16 protein-coding genes are annotated in these 16,025 nt (G+C 68.3%); 9 read left to right on the top strand and 7 right to left on the bottom strand.

The genetic code is table 11. From position 1 onward, the window contains the following. Positions 1–24 precede the first annotated feature (24 nt). The gene (locus tag J2851_RS31395) at positions 25–396 is read left to right on the top strand and encodes a ribbon-helix-helix domain-containing protein (protein WP_209771779.1); all 372 of its coding nucleotides are present in this window, start codon (positions 25–27) and stop codon (positions 394–396) included. 24 nt (positions 397–420) lie between these two features. Here J2851_RS31395 and J2851_RS31390 read toward each other — a convergent pair whose 3' ends face one another. The 4 genes from J2851_RS31390 to J2851_RS31375 form a co-directional block, all read right to left on the bottom strand. Then, on the bottom strand, positions 421–1,212 hold the full coding sequence (locus tag J2851_RS31390; protein ID WP_209771777.1) for a glycosyltransferase family 2 protein: 792 nt from the start codon (positions 1,210–1,212) through the stop codon (positions 421–423). Between the two features lie 242 nt (positions 1,213–1,454). Further along, positions 1,455–3,026, bottom strand: coding sequence for a GMC family oxidoreductase (locus J2851_RS31385; RefSeq protein ID WP_209771775.1), 1,572 nt, complete (start codon positions 3,024–3,026; stop codon positions 1,455–1,457). 32 nt (positions 3,027–3,058) lie between these two features. Continuing rightward, positions 3,059–3,625 (bottom strand): twin-arginine translocation signal domain-containing protein, encoded by a 567-nt coding sequence (locus J2851_RS31380; RefSeq protein WP_209771774.1) that lies wholly within the window; start codon positions 3,623–3,625, stop codon positions 3,059–3,061. A gap of 31 nt (positions 3,626–3,656) precedes the next feature. Next, on the bottom strand, positions 3,657–4,052 hold the full coding sequence (locus J2851_RS31375) for a VOC family protein (RefSeq protein WP_209771772.1): 396 nt from the start codon (positions 4,050–4,052) through the stop codon (positions 3,657–3,659). Between the two features lie 191 nt (positions 4,053–4,243). On the opposite strand from J2851_RS31375, the gene J2851_RS31370 reads away from it, so the two are divergent. Next, the gene (locus tag J2851_RS31370) at positions 4,244–4,627 is read left to right on the top strand and encodes a hypothetical protein (RefSeq protein ID WP_209771771.1); all 384 of its coding nucleotides are present in this window, start codon (positions 4,244–4,246) and stop codon (positions 4,625–4,627) included. Positions 4,628–4,707: 80 nt separating this feature from the next. Here J2851_RS31370 and J2851_RS31365 read toward each other — a convergent pair whose 3' ends face one another. The 3 genes from J2851_RS31365 to J2851_RS31355 all read right to left on the bottom strand — a co-directional run bounded on the left by J2851_RS31365 (position 4,708) and on the right by J2851_RS31355 (position 8,338). Continuing rightward, positions 4,708–5,511, bottom strand: a complete 804-nt coding sequence (locus J2851_RS31365) for a calcium-binding protein (protein WP_209771768.1) — start codon at positions 5,509–5,511, stop codon at positions 4,708–4,710. Between the two features lie 263 nt (positions 5,512–5,774). After that, entirely contained in the window at positions 5,775–7,130 is a 1,356-nt protein-coding gene (locus tag J2851_RS31360) for a nucleobase:cation symporter-2 family protein (protein ID WP_209771765.1), read from the bottom strand. Between the two features lie 284 nt (positions 7,131–7,414). After that, entirely contained in the window at positions 7,415–8,338 is a 924-nt protein-coding gene (locus tag J2851_RS31355) for a LysR family transcriptional regulator (protein WP_209771763.1), read from the bottom strand. Positions 8,339–8,549: 211 nt separating this feature from the next. Here J2851_RS31355 and J2851_RS31350 point away from each other — a divergent pair, with 211 nt between their 5' ends. The 7 genes from J2851_RS31350 to J2851_RS31320 all read left to right on the top strand — a co-directional run bounded on the left by J2851_RS31350 (position 8,550) and on the right by J2851_RS31320 (position 15,837). Beyond that, positions 8,550–9,674 carry an ABC transporter substrate-binding protein gene (locus J2851_RS31350; protein WP_209771760.1) on the top strand — a complete coding sequence of 375 codons (1,125 nt, stop codon included), beginning with the start codon at positions 8,550–8,552 and terminating at the stop codon, positions 9,672–9,674. 199 nt (positions 9,675–9,873) lie between these two features. Then, positions 9,874–10,935: an ABC transporter ATP-binding protein gene (locus J2851_RS31345; protein ID WP_209771757.1), complete on the top strand. Its 1,062-nt coding sequence runs from the start codon at positions 9,874–9,876 to the stop codon at positions 10,933–10,935. Beyond that, positions 10,932–11,786 (top strand): ABC transporter permease, encoded by an 855-nt coding sequence (locus tag J2851_RS31340; RefSeq protein WP_209771754.1) that lies wholly within the window; start codon positions 10,932–10,934, stop codon positions 11,784–11,786. Before J2851_RS31345 ends, J2851_RS31340 begins: the two co-directional genes overlap by 4 nt. After that, positions 11,786–12,586: an ABC transporter permease gene (locus J2851_RS31335; protein WP_209771752.1), complete on the top strand. Its 801-nt coding sequence runs from the start codon at positions 11,786–11,788 to the stop codon at positions 12,584–12,586. The genes J2851_RS31340 and J2851_RS31335 overlap by 1 nt, the downstream gene beginning before the upstream one ends. A 113-nt stretch (positions 12,587–12,699) precedes the next feature. Further along, positions 12,700–13,749 (top strand): agmatinase, encoded by a 1,050-nt coding sequence (gene speB, locus J2851_RS31330; protein ID WP_209771749.1) that lies wholly within the window; start codon positions 12,700–12,702, stop codon positions 13,747–13,749. Positions 13,750–13,755: 6 nt separating this feature from the next. Further along, the gene (locus J2851_RS31325; RefSeq protein WP_209771745.1) at positions 13,756–14,526 is read left to right on the top strand and encodes a carbon-nitrogen hydrolase family protein; all 771 of its coding nucleotides are present in this window, start codon (positions 13,756–13,758) and stop codon (positions 14,524–14,526) included. Between the two features lie 69 nt (positions 14,527–14,595). Further along, on the top strand, positions 14,596–15,837 hold the full coding sequence (locus J2851_RS31320; protein WP_209771742.1) for a threonine ammonia-lyase: 1,242 nt from the start codon (positions 14,596–14,598) through the stop codon (positions 15,835–15,837). Positions 15,838–16,025 lie beyond the last annotated feature (188 nt).

The raw sequence follows: 16,025 nt of genomic DNA, 5'->3' as shown, positions 1-16,025 counted from the left end.
GCCGACGGGGGAGGACCCAGCACCATGTGTCAGATTTTCGCCGGCCAGGATCCCGCCCGCTTCCGCATGGTGACGCGGCGCGTCCGCCTGAGCGGGCATTCCACGAGCGTCTGCCTGGAGGCCGCCTTTTGGGACACGCTTGAGGAAATCGCGGAAATGCAGGGGGTGTCGCTCGGCCGCTTCCTGTCCAAACTGCACGACGAGGTCCTGGCGCGGGGCGTGGAACGTCGGAACTTCGCCGGGCTGTTGCGCTGCGCCTGCCTGACCTACGCCCGCGACGTCAAGGGCCGCCGCCCCTGCATCGAGGAACTGGAGCGCGAGGCGCAAACGGACTTCTCTGTGATTGAGAAGGCCGGGATTGAGAAGGCCGGCACGCGGGAATGCGAGGTGGCGTGAGGGCCGGGATGGCGCTTCGCCTCTCTATGCTCCAGCCTCGGACGTTTCCGCGTATTTCTCGGCGAGGCGCGCGAGGTTGCGGCGCTTGAACTCGGCGCGGACGCCATCGTCCATGCGGTTGATGGACACGCTGCCGTGGTGCAGCACATAGGTGTTGAGCGCCAGGGCCAGGTCGAAGCCCGCGCGCGTCAGGCGCCGGCAATAGTCGTCGTCGTCCCCGCCCATGATGAACGCCTCGTCCAGCAACCCGACCTTGGCCACCGCCTCGCGGCGCAGCCCGGTGCAGAAGAAGGCCAGCATGCCCTGGATGGTCACCCCCGGCGGGTCGTTCTGCCCGGCCACCAGCGCGTCCATGGCGGCAAGGTCGCGGCGGTCGATCTCCGGGGCGGCGGGAAGAAGGCTGCCGATGTCCTGCTCGGTGCGCACGCGGTCGTAGCACTGCCAGTCGTTGGGATTGGAATTCAGCGGCCCGATGGCGCCGATCCCAGGGTTGGAGTCGAGGAGGTTGGTCAGCCGCTCCAGCCAGCGCTTCGGCACCTCGATGTCGTCGTTCAGGAAGAAGACGTGGTCGAAGTCGTCGCCGGCCAACCGGATTCCCTGGTTGATCCCGCCGGCCCACCAGCGGTTGGCGGTGTTGCGCACCACGGTGGCCGTGGATGGAAGCTGGGTGTAGAGGCCCGGCGTCGGATCGCTGGACGCGTTGTCGATCAGGAACAGGTGATAGGGCGCGCTCGTGTTGTTGAAAACCGATTCCAGGCAGCGGATCAACGTGTCGCAATTGTTGTGCGTCACGCACACCAGGGCGGATTTGGACACGATGCAACTCCCGGCGGGCCAACCCTCGAAGACCGGCCACCTATAGCAGGGCCGGAGCCTGACCGGCAACGGCGCGCGCGGCGCGGCAGCCCGGAGAATTTGCGCGTTCCAGGTTACTTGCGATGCTTCCGGCCGGCATGCGCCGGCACCACCCTCACCCCAACCCCTCTCCCCTCGAGGGAGAGGGGCTTTTCTTGGCTATGTCAGTTGCTTATCGCTCAGCGAACGGCGGGCAGCGGCCGTCAAATCGTGGCCTTGCTCATTTGGTCGGCGATGTAGTCGGCCTGGCGCAGGGCCAGCGCGACGATGGTCAGGGTCGGGTTTTCCGACGCGCCGGTGGTGAACTGCGATCCGTCGGAGACGAACAGGTTCGCCACGTCGTGCGCCTGGCCCCACTTGTTCACCACGCCGTCGCGCGGCTTCTCGCTCATCCGGTTGGTGCCGAGGTTGTGGGTGGAGGGGTAGGGCGGCGTCGGGAAGGTCCGGATCGCGCCCACCGATTCATACAGCGCCGCCCCCTGCCGGTAGGCGTGGTTGCGCATGGCGATGTCGTTCGGGTGGTCGTCGAAATGGACGTCCGGGATCGGCAGCCCGTACTTGTCCTTCAGCTCCGGATGCAGGGTGACGCGGTTGGTTTCCTGCGGCATGTCCTCGCCGACCAGCCACATGCCGGCCATCCGGTCGTAGCCGTCGAGCGCGGAGGTGAACTCCCGCCCCCAGGAACCGGGGTCGAGGAAGGCGGCCATGAAGGGCAGGCCGAGCGACAGCGTTTCCATCTCATAGCCGCCGACGAAGCCGCGGCTGGGGTCGTTCCGCGCCTCGTCCTTCACGATGCCGGCCATGGTCGTGCCGCGGTACATGCGCACGGGCTTGTCGAACATGCCGTAGACCGATCCGGTCATGTGCCGCATGTAGTTCTTGCCCACCTGGCCGGAGGAGTTGGCGAGCCCGTCCGGGAACAGGCTGGAGGCGGAGTTCAGCAGCAGGCGCGGGCTTTCGATGGAGTTGCCGGCGACCGCGACGATGCGCGCCTTCTGGCGCTGCATGGCGCCGTCCTTGTCGGCGTAGACCACGCCGGTGACCTTGCCGCGGGCGTCGTGCTCGATCTTCAGGACCTGGGCGTTCGGGCGCACCTCCAGCTTGCCGGTCGCCTCGCCCTTCGGGATCTCGGCGATCAGGGTGGACCATTTCGCGCCCGACTTGCAGCCCTGGAAGCAGAAGCCGATCTGCTGGCAGGCCCCGCGGTTGTCGCGTTCCTGGGAATTGATGGCCATCCGGCCGGTGTGGCACTCCTTGTAGCCCATCTTGTCGGCGCCGGCCTTCATGACCTTGAAGTTGTTGTTGCCGGGCAGGCCGGGGATGCCGTTGGTGCGGGTGACGCCCATGCGGTCCTCCGCCTTGGCGTACCAGGGGGCCATCTCCTCCAGCGTGATTGGCCAGTCCAGCAGGTTGGCGCCGGGGATGTCGCCGTAGGTCGTGCGCGTCTTGAACTCGTGCGGCTGGAAGCGCAGCGACGCGCCCGCCCAGTGGATGGTGGAGCCGCCGACCGCCTTCACGATCCAGGCCGGCAGGTTCGGGAAGTCCTTGGCGACGCGCCAGCTGCCGGACGTGGTGCGCGGGTCGAGCCAGGAGATCTGGGTGAAGCTGGCCCACTCGTCGTTCTGGAACTCCTCCATCTCGTGGCGGGCGCCCGCCTCCAGGATGACCGTCTTGATGCCCTTCAGGGCCAGCTGCGTGCCGAGCGTGCCGCCGCCCGCGCCGGACCCCACGATGACGACGACGCTGTCGTCGTTCAGGTCGAATTTCGCTGCCATGGCTGACGTTTCCCCCTCAATACCCGGTGGCTTTAAAGCCACTCGATGTCGTTGAAGCCGCGGGCGATGTAGCCGCCCTTGGACGCGCTCTCGCCCTCGTAGCCGAAGAGGGGCCAGACCTCCTTGTTGTTGTAGATGCCGGTCACCAGCCCGCCGCGCACCTTCTGGAAGAAGGGATCGGCCTCGATCTCGTGCAGCAGGCGGACGCGGTCGGCCTCCCAGCCGACCTCGGCGTAGGGGGACGCGTGCTTGGCCTTGGCCAGCTTGTCCAGCTTGGCCATGCCGGCCTCGTACATCTCCTTCAGCTTGGCGTCGCCGGCCGCGGCCTCGTCCTGCACCTTCATGGCGACGGCGTAGACCCGGTCGGGCAGCCGGTCGTGCGGGTAGATGTCGCGGGCCATGCGGACCAGCGAGCGCATGGTGTCGGGCGCCAGCGCCTTGGTCTCGTACCCCCAGGCCTCGCGCGGGCAGAGGATCGCCCCGCCCGACACCAGGATGGCCGCCGCCGCGGCCGCCGTGGCCGATCCGGCCAGGAATGCGCGCCGGCCGACCGCGGCCCGGGCATTGGAACCCGCACCGGAATCCGTAATGGAACTCATCGCGTCCTCCCTTTTTCAAAATCCGCTGTAATCAGCGATAGCGGCCGTGGCGCTGGAGGACCTCGATCTTGTAGCCGTCGGGATCCTGCACGAAGAAGAAGCGGGCCATCAGCGCGCCGTCCCGCATGAACTCCTTGATGGGATTGGGGCTGTAGCCGAGCGTGGTGAAGCGCCGGTGCTCGGTGTCCAGGTCGTCCACGCAGACCGCCAGGTGCCCGTAGCCGTCGCCGTGGGCGTAGGGATCGGTGCGGCCGTGGTTGATGGTCAGCTCGACCTCGAAGTCGTTTTCCGCGTTGCGCAGATAGACCAGCGTGAACCCGTCGAAGGCGTAGCGGTCGGCGCATTCAAGGCCGAAGGCGTTGGCGTAGAAGTCCCGCGACCGCTCCTCGTCGAGGACCCGTATCATCATGTGGATGGCCTTGGCCATGTCGGCTGGCTCCGTCCCGGTTGGTGGCTCCAGCGTGAATGTTAGTGATGCTGAATATCAGCATGGCAGTAAGTATCTACTACAGCCACGGGATCGAAAGAGGTACCCCACCGGCGTGGGGCGGCCCGCGGTCTTGGACAGGTGGGCGGGCGGCGTGGCTTACTGGCGTTCAAGGACTTTGGAGGTTTTCGATGCACCCGATCCTGAGCCGCGCCGCCGCTGCCGTCCTGCTGGCGTCCGGAAGCCTGGGCGCTCCCGCCGCGATGGCCGCTCCGCCCGCGGAGGGAAGCTGGGGCGGCTGGCTGTCGGATAAGGCGGCGGTGCTCCAGGACGGGGCGGAGAAGGCGATCATCCTGGGCGGGGCGCTGGTCTACCAGAACCGGCACACCATCGCCGGCCTGACGCTCGGCTGCGCGGCCGGCGCAGCGGTCGGGGCGACCAGCGGCGTTGCGGCGGGGCTGGCGACGGGCGGAGCGGCGCTGCCCGCCACTGGTCCGGCCGCCGCGCTGGGCTGTGCCCTGGGGGGTGTCGCGGGCGCGCAGCTCGGCCGTCCGCTGGACCAGCCGATGCCGTGAGCTGAATCGGGTGCCTGAACATGACGGGAGCCGCCCCTCCCCCGCGTGAAAGGAAGGGCGGCCCCCGCTCTGTCGTCCGTTCAGGTGCTGGGCGTGCTGAGCAGGCTGAGCAGCTGGTCGCGGGTCACGCCGACCACGTCGATCCGGTCGCCGCCCTGCATGAAGACGCTGACGCCCTTGGCGTCGACGAAGCCCAGCTCGTTTGCCGCGAAGAAGGACAACGCTCCGGTCGCGTCGGCTTCCGCACCGCCGACATCGTCCAACCGGTCGAGGCGGGACGGCAGGTCGTTGTTGAAGAAGCCGGTTTCCCGCGCCGCCTCCACGAGAGGCCGCAGATCGATCGTCGTGTCCTCGATCCGCGTGACCGCGCCCAGGATGCCGGAACCGAGGTCCAACGAATCCTCGCCGGCCTTGAAGTCCAGGGCGACGACGCGATCGGCCTGCCCGTTGTTCAGGATGTCGTTCCCAATGCGGAAGGTGTCGGAACCGGCGCCGCCGTAATGGGCGCCAAACCCCTCGCCGGTGTCCATCAGGTCGTTGCCGGCGCCGCCGATGGCGAGGTCGAGGCCTTTGCTGCCGAACAGCGTGTCGTCTCCCGCCCCGCCGAGCATGGCGTCGGACCCGTTGTTTCCGACCAGCTGGTCGGCGCCGTTGCCGCCGAGCATGAGGTTTTCGTCGGGGCCGGCCAGTAGGACGTCGGTGCCGTCTCCGCCGGACATCAGGTTGAAGCCGGGGCCGCCGTCGATGAGGTCGTTGCCGGCCTTTCCGTTCAGCGTGTCGCTTCCTTCATAACCGAAAATCAGGTCGGAGCCGGCGCTGCCGTTCAGCGTGTCGGCCTGTGCGGTTCCCTGGACAATGCTCCCGATTGGGCTGGTGTCAGCCATGGTGGATCTCCTTACGCAATATTCGCGTGGTACTCACCGCCGAAAGTCGCGTGAGCTGATTCATCCCGTCGATTGGTGTTTTGGTGGCCGAAATGCCACGACGGAACAGATGCGCCGGTCCACGTTCCGGCAAAGTTTTTCCAGAAGAGGTATACTGTCGAAACGTCGAACGACCGGCGGAGATCCCTACGCCGGTCGAGTGTAAGTCTGTTCGTGTCGGCAATGCGGCATCCGACGTCTTGTCGATGCCGGAACGGGTAGGATTAGACCTCCGCCGTCTTGGCGGCGGCGACGAAGTCCTCGGCGCCGTGGGGCGCCTTCAGGCCGTTGAAGTACAGGTTCAGCAGCACCGCCGCGATGGTGCCCAGCAGGATGCCGCTGTGCAGCAGGGGCGACAGGAAGGACGGCATCTTCTGGAAGATCTTGTCGGCGACCAACGGCACCATGCCCATGCCGATGCTGATGGCGACGACGTACAGGTTGCCGCGGGCGGCGGCGTAATCGACCTTCGACAGGATCTTGATCCCCGTGGCCGCGACCATGCCGAACATCACCAGCCCGGCCCCGCCCAGCACATAGGGCGGGATGGAGGCGACGACGTGCGCCATCTTCGGCACCAGCCCCAGCACCAGCAGGATGCCGCCGCCGGCCACGCAGACCCAGCGGGACCGCACCCCGGTGATCCCGACCAGCCCGACATTCTGCGAGAAGGAGGTGTAGGGGAAGGTGTTGAAGATGCCGCCGATCAGCGTGCCGATCCCGTCGGTGCGCAGGCCGCGGGTCAGATCCTCCCGGCTGACCGGGCGGCCGACCATCTCGCCCACCGCCAGGAACATGCCGGTGGATTCGATCATGACCACGATCATCACCAGCGACATGGTCAGGATCGACCAGAACTCGAAGCGCGGCAGGCCGAACTGGAAGGGATAGACGGCGTCCACCCACTTCGCCTGCCCGACGCCATCGAAACTCGCCATGCCCAGCGCGATGGTCAGCGCGAAGCCCGCCAGGATGCCCAGCAGGACGGAGATGTTGGCCCAGAATCCCTTGGCGTATTTCGTCACCAGCAGGATGACCGCCAGCACGAACAGCGCGATGCCCAGATAGGCCGGGTCGCCGAAATTCGGGTTGCCGGCCCCGCCGCCGGCCCAGGTGACGCCGACCCGCATCAGGGAGATGCCGATGATGGTGATGACGCTGCCGGTCACCACCGGCGGGAACAGCGGCAGCAACCGGCCGACCAGCGGGGCGGCCAGCGTCGCGAAGACGCCCGCCCCGATCACCGCGCCGTAGATGCCGAGCAGCCCAAGCTCCGGATTGCCGGCCATGGCGACCATCGGCCCCACCGCGGCGAAGGTGACGCCCATCATCACGGGAAGTCGAATGCCGAATTTCCAGACCCCCAGCGCCTGGATCAGCGTGACGACGCCGCAGGCGAAGAGGTCGGCGTTGATCAGCAGTGCCACCTGGTCCTTCGGCAGCTTCAGGGCGCCGCCGATGATCAGCGGCACGGCGATGGCGCCGGCGTACATCACCATCACATGCTGCAGGCCCAAGGCCAGGAGCCGCGGCAGCGGCAGCATCTCGTCGACCGGGTGGGGGTGGGTCTTGGTGGTCATGTCCGGCACTCCTTCCGCGGTCGTCCGCAGGGGCTTGCTGCACGGCCCATGCCACCCCCAAACCCTCTCCCGCCCCGGGAGAGGGTGGCCGCCAAGCGGCCGGGTGAGGGTCGCGCGAGAATCCGTCGCTGATCCTCGTGCGACCCTCACCCTTCCCACGCTTTCGCGTGGGCCCCTTCCCTCTCCCGGGGCGGGAGAGGGACTTGCTCCGACTACCCCGGCAGGGCATGCACGGTGCGGAACTGGCGCGAAAGGCGGCGCGGTTGACCAATCCGTGGGCAGTTTTACGCCTTGCGGAACTCCGGCGCGGTCATCTCCTCCTTCACGAGGTTGACGAACAGTTCCACCACCGGGCTGCGGGAGCGGTTGGCGTCGAAGGCGACCTGGAAGGGCGCCTGGTAGGACAGCAGCTTCGGCAGGATCACCCGCAGGCGCCCGGCCTTCACGTAGGACGCGGCGAAATGGTCGGGCAGGTAGCCGAGGTAGGCGCCGGACAGGATCAGGCGCGCCGCCCCCTCGATGTCGCTGACCGTCGCCTTGGGCGTCGTGATGGCGAACACCTTCATGTCGCGGAAGCCCCAATAGACGCGCGACACCAGCCGGTAGCGCCGTACCTCGTCCAGGTCGATGGACTCCTCCGGCGCGGTGAACAGCGGGTGTCCCGCCGCGCAGTAGAAGTGGTTCGTTTCCTGGTAGAGGTCCTCGTAGGACAGGCTGGGCACGATGCGGGGAAAGCTGGAGATGGCGACCTGCAACTGGCCGCCGATGACGTCGCGCAGCAGCTCGTTCGGCGGGCGGACGGCGATGGCCAGCGACACCTCCGGCGCCGCTTCGGTGAAGCGGGCGAAGACCCGGTCGAGCGGCGCCCGCGGGTCGGTCAGCGTGTTGTCCACCAGCCCGAGCGTCAGCGTGCCGGTCAGCCGTTCGCGCAAGCCCCGCACCCGCGCGCGGAAGCGGTCCAGCGTGTCGAACACGCGGCGCAGCTCGTCATAGACCGCCTGACCCTCGGTGGTGAGCTGGAAGCCCGACCGTCCGCGCCGGCACAGCCGCAACCCGAGTCGCGTCTCCAGATCCGCGAAATGCGTCGAGATGGTGGAAAGGGAGAGGTTCAGTTCGCTTTGCGCCGCAGTGAAGCCGCCCGCCTCCACGATGGTCATGAACATGCGAAGCAGGCGCAGATCAAAGGTTTCCAACTGCGGCATCGCCATGGCGGGCCAGGATCTCCAAGGGTTTGCACGGGATCGGCGGGCGTGTGGGCGCCTTACTTCGACCGGCGTCGAAGTAAGATACAACACTTTTGCATTTTCAAGGAACCGGCGCCGCCGTCTAATGATGAGAGTCCACAAAGTGGGACTCACGAACAGAACGCCCGTCCGCAAGGACGGCCAGAAAGCTCGTCCGCAAGGAAAGGTCAAATCCATGAACGAGACGACGGGTAAGCAGGGGCAGTCTGGGAACAAGGGCAACCATGGCGTCAGCCGGCGCGCCGTGCTGGCGGGGGCAGGCACGGTGGCCGCGGTGGCGGCGATCGGCTTCCCGAACATCGTCCGCGCCCAGTCGAAGACGCTGAAGGTCGGCGTCTATGGCGGCTATTTCAAAGAGTCGTTCGAAAAGCACATCTTCCCGGACTTCAGCAAGGCGTCCGGCATCACGGTGGAGCCGGTGGCCGAGCCGACCGGCGAGGCTTGGCTGGTCCAGCTGGAGCAGGCGGCCCGCGCGCGCCAGGCCCCGGCCGACGTCTCCATGATGTCGCAGGTCGCCATGCTGAAGGGCATGTCGGCGGAGCTGTGGGCACCCTTCGACATGGCCAAGCTGCCGAACGCGGCGAAGGTCATGCCGCACCTGATCAACAAGTACCCGGACGGCAAGGTCAGCGGCGTCGGCGCGGTGTCCTGGTACATCACGCTGGTCACCAACACCAAGGCCTACCCGCAGGCCCCGGAGAGCTGGGCCGCGCTGTGGGATCCGGCGAACAAGGACAAGCTCGGCCTGCTGGCGCTGGTCAGCAACAGCTTCCTGCTGGAGGTCACGGCCGCGACCTTCTTCGGCGGCACCAAGCACCTGGACACGGAGCAGGGCCAGCTCGACTGCTTCAAGAAGCTGGCGGAGCTGAAGAACAACGTGAAGCTCTGGTACCGCGACGAGGCGCAGTTCGAGGCGGCGCTGAAGTCCGGCGAGATTCCGATGGGCCAGTACTACCACGACGTCACCGGCCTCGCCGCCGCCGACGGCAACCCGGTGCGCTCCACCTTCCCGAAGGAAGGCGGCATCAACGACAGCGGCAGCTGGGCCGTGTCGCGCGCCTCCAAAGCCGGCGATCTGGCGCACGTCTTCGTGGACTACATGTGCCAGCCCCAGGTCCAGGCCCTGCTGTCGCGCAAGGTCGGCACCGCCCCGACCATCGACCGCAAGCTGACCGACCTGACGGACAAGGAGTTCGCGGCGGTGTCCTCCGACATCCCGCCGATCATCCCGCGCTACGACCTGTATCAGGCCAAGTCCGATTGGCTGAACCAGAAGTGGACCGAGATGATCGTGGGGTGATGTGACGCCCCGCAAACATTCCCCTCTCCCGCCCCCGGCGGGAGAGGGAGGGACCCACGCCCCTGGTGTGGGAGGGTGAGGGCTAGGTCTGCCCGAAAAACCTTGCCCTCACCCTCCCGCCGCTTTGCGGCGGGCCCCTCCCTCTCCCTGCGGAGCAGGGAGAGGGAAACAGCTTCCTTCATTCAAAAAAAGCCCGCCCATGTCCGCACTCGTCCTCGACGGTCTCACCAAGCGTTACGGTTCCGTGGTCGCGGTGCACGGCGCGTCCTTGCGCATCCCGCACGGGCAGTTCGTCTGCCTGCTCGGCCCATCGGGCTGCGGGAAGACGACGCTGCTGCGCATGATCGCGGGGCTGGAGGATCCCTCCGGCGGCCGGCTGGTCATCGACGACAAGGACATCACCGAGGCGCCCGCCCACCTGCGGGAGTTCGGCATGGTGTTCCAGTCGCTGGCCCTGTTCCCGCACCTGACCGCCGGCGAGAACATCGCCTATCCGCTCCGCATCCGCGGCGCCGGCAAGGCGGAGCAGCGCAAGCGCGCCGAGGAGCTGCTGGAACTGGTGCGCCTGCCCGGCGTCGCCGACCGGCCGGTGTCGAAGCTGTCCGGCGGCCAGCGCCAGCGCGTCGCCATCGCCCGCGCGCTGGCCCTGAAGCCGAAGCTGTTCCTGCTGGACGAGCCGCTGTCGGCGCTCGACGCCAAGCTGCGCGAGGCCATGCAGATCGAGCTGAAGCAGCTTCAGCAGCGGCTCGGCATCACCACCATCGTCGTCACCCACGACCAGCGCGAGGCCATGACCATGGCCGACCTCGTGGTGGTCATGTCGCAGGGCCGCATCCATCAGGCGGCTCCGCCGATGGAGGTCTACCGCCAGCCGGCCGACGCCTTCGTCGCCGACTTCATCGGCCTGACCAATCTGCTGGACGGCGAGGTGACGGCACCGGGTGCGGTCGCTGTGCCCGGCGGGCAGCTGCACCTGCCGAACCTGCCGCCGTCCGGCCGCGTGCTGCTGTCGGTGCGGCCGGAAGAGGTCATCGTGCATCCTGCCGGCAGCGACGGCCCGAACCGCCTGAACGGCCGGCTGTCCTTCATGCGCGACCTGGGCGCCAGCGTGGAGTTCCGCATCGACGTGGCCGGGCGGGAGATCGTCGCCGTGTCGCGTCCGCAGGACCGCCCGCCGGTGGAGCCCGGCGGCCCGCTGTCGGTGGAATTCCCGCCGGCCGCCTGCGTCGTGCTGCCTCCCATGGCGGAGAGGCAGCCATGATCCGCCGCGCGCCCCGCACCCTGGCCGAGCATTCGCCGATCCTGTTTCCGGCGCTGATGCTCGTCGTCTTCTTCGTGATCCCCTTCAGCCTGATGATCGCGGTCAGCGTCTTCCGGCGCGTGCCGGGCGGCTTCTACGAACCGGACTTTGTGTTTTCGAACTACGAACGGTTCCTGACCACCTTCTTCGGCGGGGTGATGTCCTTCTCGCTGGGGCTGGCGGCGCTGGTCGCGGCGGTGTCGGTGGGCGTCGCCTTCCCCTTCACGTATAGGCTGGTGCGGCTGCCGCGGGCCAACCAGATCCGCTGGCTGGTCTTCCTGCTGTCGATCCTGTCGCTGTCGGAAGTCATCATCGGCTTCGCCTGGTCCACGTTGCTGTCGCGCACCGCCGGCATCACCAACCTGTTCGTGGCGCTGGGCCTGATGAGCGAGCCGATGGCACTCAGCCCCAGCTTCGGCGCCCTGCTGGCGGGGTTGGTCTACCAAGCCTTTCCCTACACGGTGCTGGTGCTCTACCCCTCGCTCGCACGCTTCGACCCCAATCTGGTGGAGGCGGCACGCACGCTCGGCGCCTCGCCGCTGAAGTCCTTCCTGACCGTGGTCGTGCCCGGCCAGCGCAACACCATCGTCGCCACGACGATCATGGTCTTCGTCTTCGCGCTCGGCTCCTACCTGTTGCCGCAGCTGCTGGGCAAGCCGCAGCACTGGACCCTGTCGGTGCTCATCACCGACCAAGCGATCTATCAGGCCAACATGCCCTTCGCGGCGGCCATGGCGGTGTTCCTGGTGCTGGTCAGCCTGGCGCTGGTCGGGCTGGCGCTGCTCGCCGGCCGGAAAGAGGAGGCGGCGTGATGCTGACGCGCAGACTGAGCACGGTCCTCGCCTCCCTGATCGCGCTGGTGCTTGCCGCCCCGATCATGGTGGTGGCCGGCGTTTCCGTGAACGCCAAGAAGTCGCTGACCTTCCCGCCGCAGGGCTTCTCGCTGTCCTGGTACGCGGAGGTCTTCACCGATCCGGGCTGGCGCGCTGCGCTGGTCGCCAGCCTCGTGGTCGCGACCCTGTCGGCGGCGCTGGCGGTGCTGATCGCCTTCCCGCTGGCCTGGTTCCTGTGGCGCTGGCGCGCCCCCTGGGCGCGGGCCTTCGAGGTGCTGGGCATGACGCCCTTCATCCTGCCGCCGGTCATCACCGCGCTGGGCTTCCTCAGCTTCTGGGCGGCGGTGGGCGAGTACGGCGCGCCCTGGACGGTGGTGGTCAGCCACGCGGTGTTCTTCGTGACGCTGCCGCTGGTCACCCTGTCGCTGGGCTTCGGGGCCGTGGACCGCTCTTACGTCGAGGCGGCGGCGACCATGGGGGCGGACGACCGGACGGTGCTGCGCACCGTGGTGATGCCGCTGGTGCGGCCCTACGTCATCTCCGGCTTCGCCTTCGCCTTCGTGCTGTCGCTGAACGAGTACATCGTCGCCTACATGGTGGTCGGCTTCACGCTGGAGACGCTGCCCATCAAGATCTTCAACGCGCTCCGTTACGGATACACGCCGACCATGGCGGCCGTGACAGTGCTGTTCGTGTCGCTGACCGCCCTGGTCTTCGGGCTGATCGCCTGGTTCGGCGATTTGCCGCGCCTGCTCGGCGCCTGGGCCAAGAGCGATTGACGTTTCCCTGTTGGGTTCCGGCTTCGCCTGCACCCAACCTACGAAGTGACCCGTAGGTTGGGTGGAGCGCAGCGCAACCCAACGTTCAGGACGCTTTACCGAAGAGATTCCCCATGATCGACCCCAAGAAGCTCGACCATCTGCGCAGCAAATACAGCGGCTCCGGCGGCGACGACTTCCACGATCCGGAGTTCAAGCGCGTCGCCGCGCTGCAGTTCTCCGGCGGCAAGCGGGTGCAGCCCTTTGCGGGCGTCTCCACGCTGCTCGACGCGCCCTACCGGCCGGACGCGCCGGATCTGGCCGATTTCGGCGGGCTGGATATCGCGCTGGTCGGCGTGCCGATGGATCTGGGCGTCACCAACCGCGCGGGCGCGCGCCTCGGGCCCCGTGCCGTGCGCGCCGTGGAGCGCATCGGCCCCTATGAGCATGTGCTGCGCATGGTGCCGTCCGCCGCCTGCACGCTGGCCGACGTGGGCGACGTGCCGCTGAGCAGCCGCTTTAACCTGGAGACCTGCCACGCCGACATCCAGGCCTTCTACCACAAGGTCATGGACGCGGGCGTCGTGCCGCTGTCGGTCGGCGGCGACCATTCCATCACCTACTCGATCCTGAAGGCGCTGGGCCGCGGGCGGCCGGTCGGCATGGTGCATTTCGACGCCCATTGCGACACCGGGGGCGCCTACGAGGGCTCCAAGTTCCACCACGGCGGCCCGTTCCGCCAGGCGGTGCTGGACGGCGTCCTGGATCCGGAGCGCACGGTGCAGATCGGCATCCGCGGCAGCACCGAGTATCTGTGGGAGTTCTCCTACGAGAGCGGCATGACCGTGATCCACGCGGAGGACATCCCCAAGCGCGGCATCGAGGACGTGATCGCCACCGCCCGCAAGGTGGTCGGCGACGGGCCGGTCTACGTCTCCTTTGACGTGGACTGCCTGGACCCGGTCTACGCCCCCGGCACCGGCACGCCGGAGGTCGGCGGCGTCACGACGCGGGAGGCGCTGGCCATCCTGCGCGGCCTGAGCGGCATCGACGTCATCGGCGGCGACGTGGTGGAGGTGGCGCCGCAGTACGACGCGACGACCAACACCGCCCAGGCCGGCGCGCAGATGCTGTTCGAGATCCTCTGCCTGTCCGTGGGCGCGCTCGCCCGGCGGAAGGGGTAGGGGGCGATGCGGCTGGCCCTGTTCCAGGCGGACGCGGAGCCCGGCGCGGTGGGCCGCAACCTCGACCGGCTGGAACGGGCGGCCGGGGAGGCGGCGACGCGGGGCGCGCAGCTGCTGGTCGGCCCGGAGATGGGGCTGACCGGCTACAACCTCGGGCCGGAGGCGGTGCGCGCGCTGGCCGAGCCGCCGGACGGCCCGATGGCGCAGCGGGTGGCGGGCATCGCCCGCCGCCATGGCATCGGCATCCTCTGCGGTTACCCGGAGCTGGGCGAGGGTGGGGCGGTCTACAACGCCGCCCAGCTGGTCGGGCCGGACGGGGCGCGGCTGATCAACCACCGCAAGGCGCATCTGTTCGGCGATCTGGACCGCGGCTCCTTCACGCCGGGCGCGGACGGCTTCGCCGTGGCGGAGGTAGGCGGAATCCGGGTCGGCGTGCTGATCTGCTACGACGTGGAGTTCCCGGAGATCGTGCGGCGCCATGCGCTGGCCGGGGTGGACGCGCTGCTGGTGCCCACCGCGCTGATGCACCCCTACACGGTCGTCGCGACCGCCGTCGTCCCCACCCGCGCCTTCGAGAACGGCATCTTCGTCGCCTATGCCAACCGCTGCGGGCGGGAAGGCGACCTGCATTATTGCGGGCTCAGCACCGTGGCCGGGCCGGACGGCTCCGTGCTGGCGCGGGCCGGGGAGGGGGAGGAGATCGTGGTCGTGGACATCGACCCGGCGTTGCGCTCGGTCGCCACGCACATCGCCGACCGGCGGCCGGATCTGTACTGAGTGCCCTCCCCGCCGCTATGGTAGCGCCCCCGCATAACGAGGCGGGTCAGGGATAAAGGGACAAGAGACATGCCGGTCACCATCGACGACATCCGCGCCGCGGCCGCGCGCATTTCCGGCCGGGTCGGCCGCACGCCGTTCCTGAAGTCGGAAACGCTGTCGGCGATCACCGGCGCCGAGGTCTGGGTCAAGCTGGAGAACCTTCAGTTCACCGCCTCCTTCAAGGAGCGCGGGGCGGCCAACCGCCTGCTTCTGCTGTCGGCGGAGGAACGGGCGGCCGGCGTCATCGCCATGTCGGCCGGCAACCACGCCCAGGCCGTGGCCTACCACGCCAAGAAGCTGGGCATCGCCGCGACCATCGTCATGCCGCGCTTCACCCCCTTCGTGAAGGTGAAGCGCACGCGCTACCACGGCGCCACGGTCATCCTGGAAGGCGACTCGCTGGCGGAGGCTGCGGCCTTCGCCCATGACCTCGCCAAGCGGGAAGGGCTGGTCTTCGTCCATCCCTACGACGACGACGCGGTGATCGCCGGCCAGGGAACCGCGATCCTGGAGATGCTGGAGGAGATGCCGGAACTGGATTGCCTCGCCATCCCCGTCGGCGGCGGCGGCTTGGCGGCCGGGGCGGCGGTGGCGGCGCGGGCGCTCTGCCCGAACCTGGAGGTGATCGGGGTGGAGGTGGAGACCTACCCGGCGGCGGCCCAGCGGCTGGCCGGCCAGCCGGTCAAGGTCGGCGGCCCGACTGTGGCGGAGGGCATCGCCGTGCGCGACGTCGGCGAGCGCCCCATGGACATCCTGAAGCAGCACGGCTGCGACGTGGTTCTGGTGCCCGAGGTGACCATCGAGCGCGCCATCGCCATGCTGATCGAGGTGGAAAAGACCGTGTCGGAGGGGGCGGGGGCCGCCGGCCTCGCCGCCCTGCTGTTCCACCCGGAGCGGTTCCGCGGCAAGCGTGTCGGGCTGATGGTGTCGGGCGGCAACATCGACACGCGCACGCTCGCCAACGTGCTGATGCGCGGCTTCGCCCGCGACGGGCGCCTGCTGAACCTGGAGGTCGACATCGCCGACCAGCCCGGCGCGCTGGCCCAGGTGACGCGCATCGTCGCGGAGTGCGGCGGCAACATCGTTGAGGTTCAGCACCAGCGCCTGTTCGGTGCCTTCTCCGTCAAGTCCGCGGAGGTCGAGCTGCTGATCGAGGTGGAGGACGAGGGGCACGGCGACCGCCTGATCGCCGCCCTCCAGCAGGCCAGCCTGCCCGTGCGCAAGGCCGCCGTGTCGGAAGCGACCCGGCCGATCCTGTCCGCGACCTGAGGGTTGCCGCACCCGCCCGTCATTCCCGCGAAGGCGGGAATCCAGGGCTCCTCGGACACTCGTCGGGACGCCCTGGATCCCAGCCTTCGCTCAAAAGTATGCACACATTCCGCCATTGCGGTAAGTGGCTGATACAGTGGAGGAAAAGCCCCTCTCCCTTGAGGGGAGAGGGGTTTGGGGTGAGGGTG

It is taken from the genome of Azospirillum rugosum, from assembly GCF_017876155.1.
Lineage (GTDB): Bacteria > Pseudomonadota > Alphaproteobacteria > Azospirillales > Azospirillaceae > Azospirillum > Azospirillum rugosum.
This window is presented reverse-complemented; position numbering and strand designations above follow the sequence as displayed.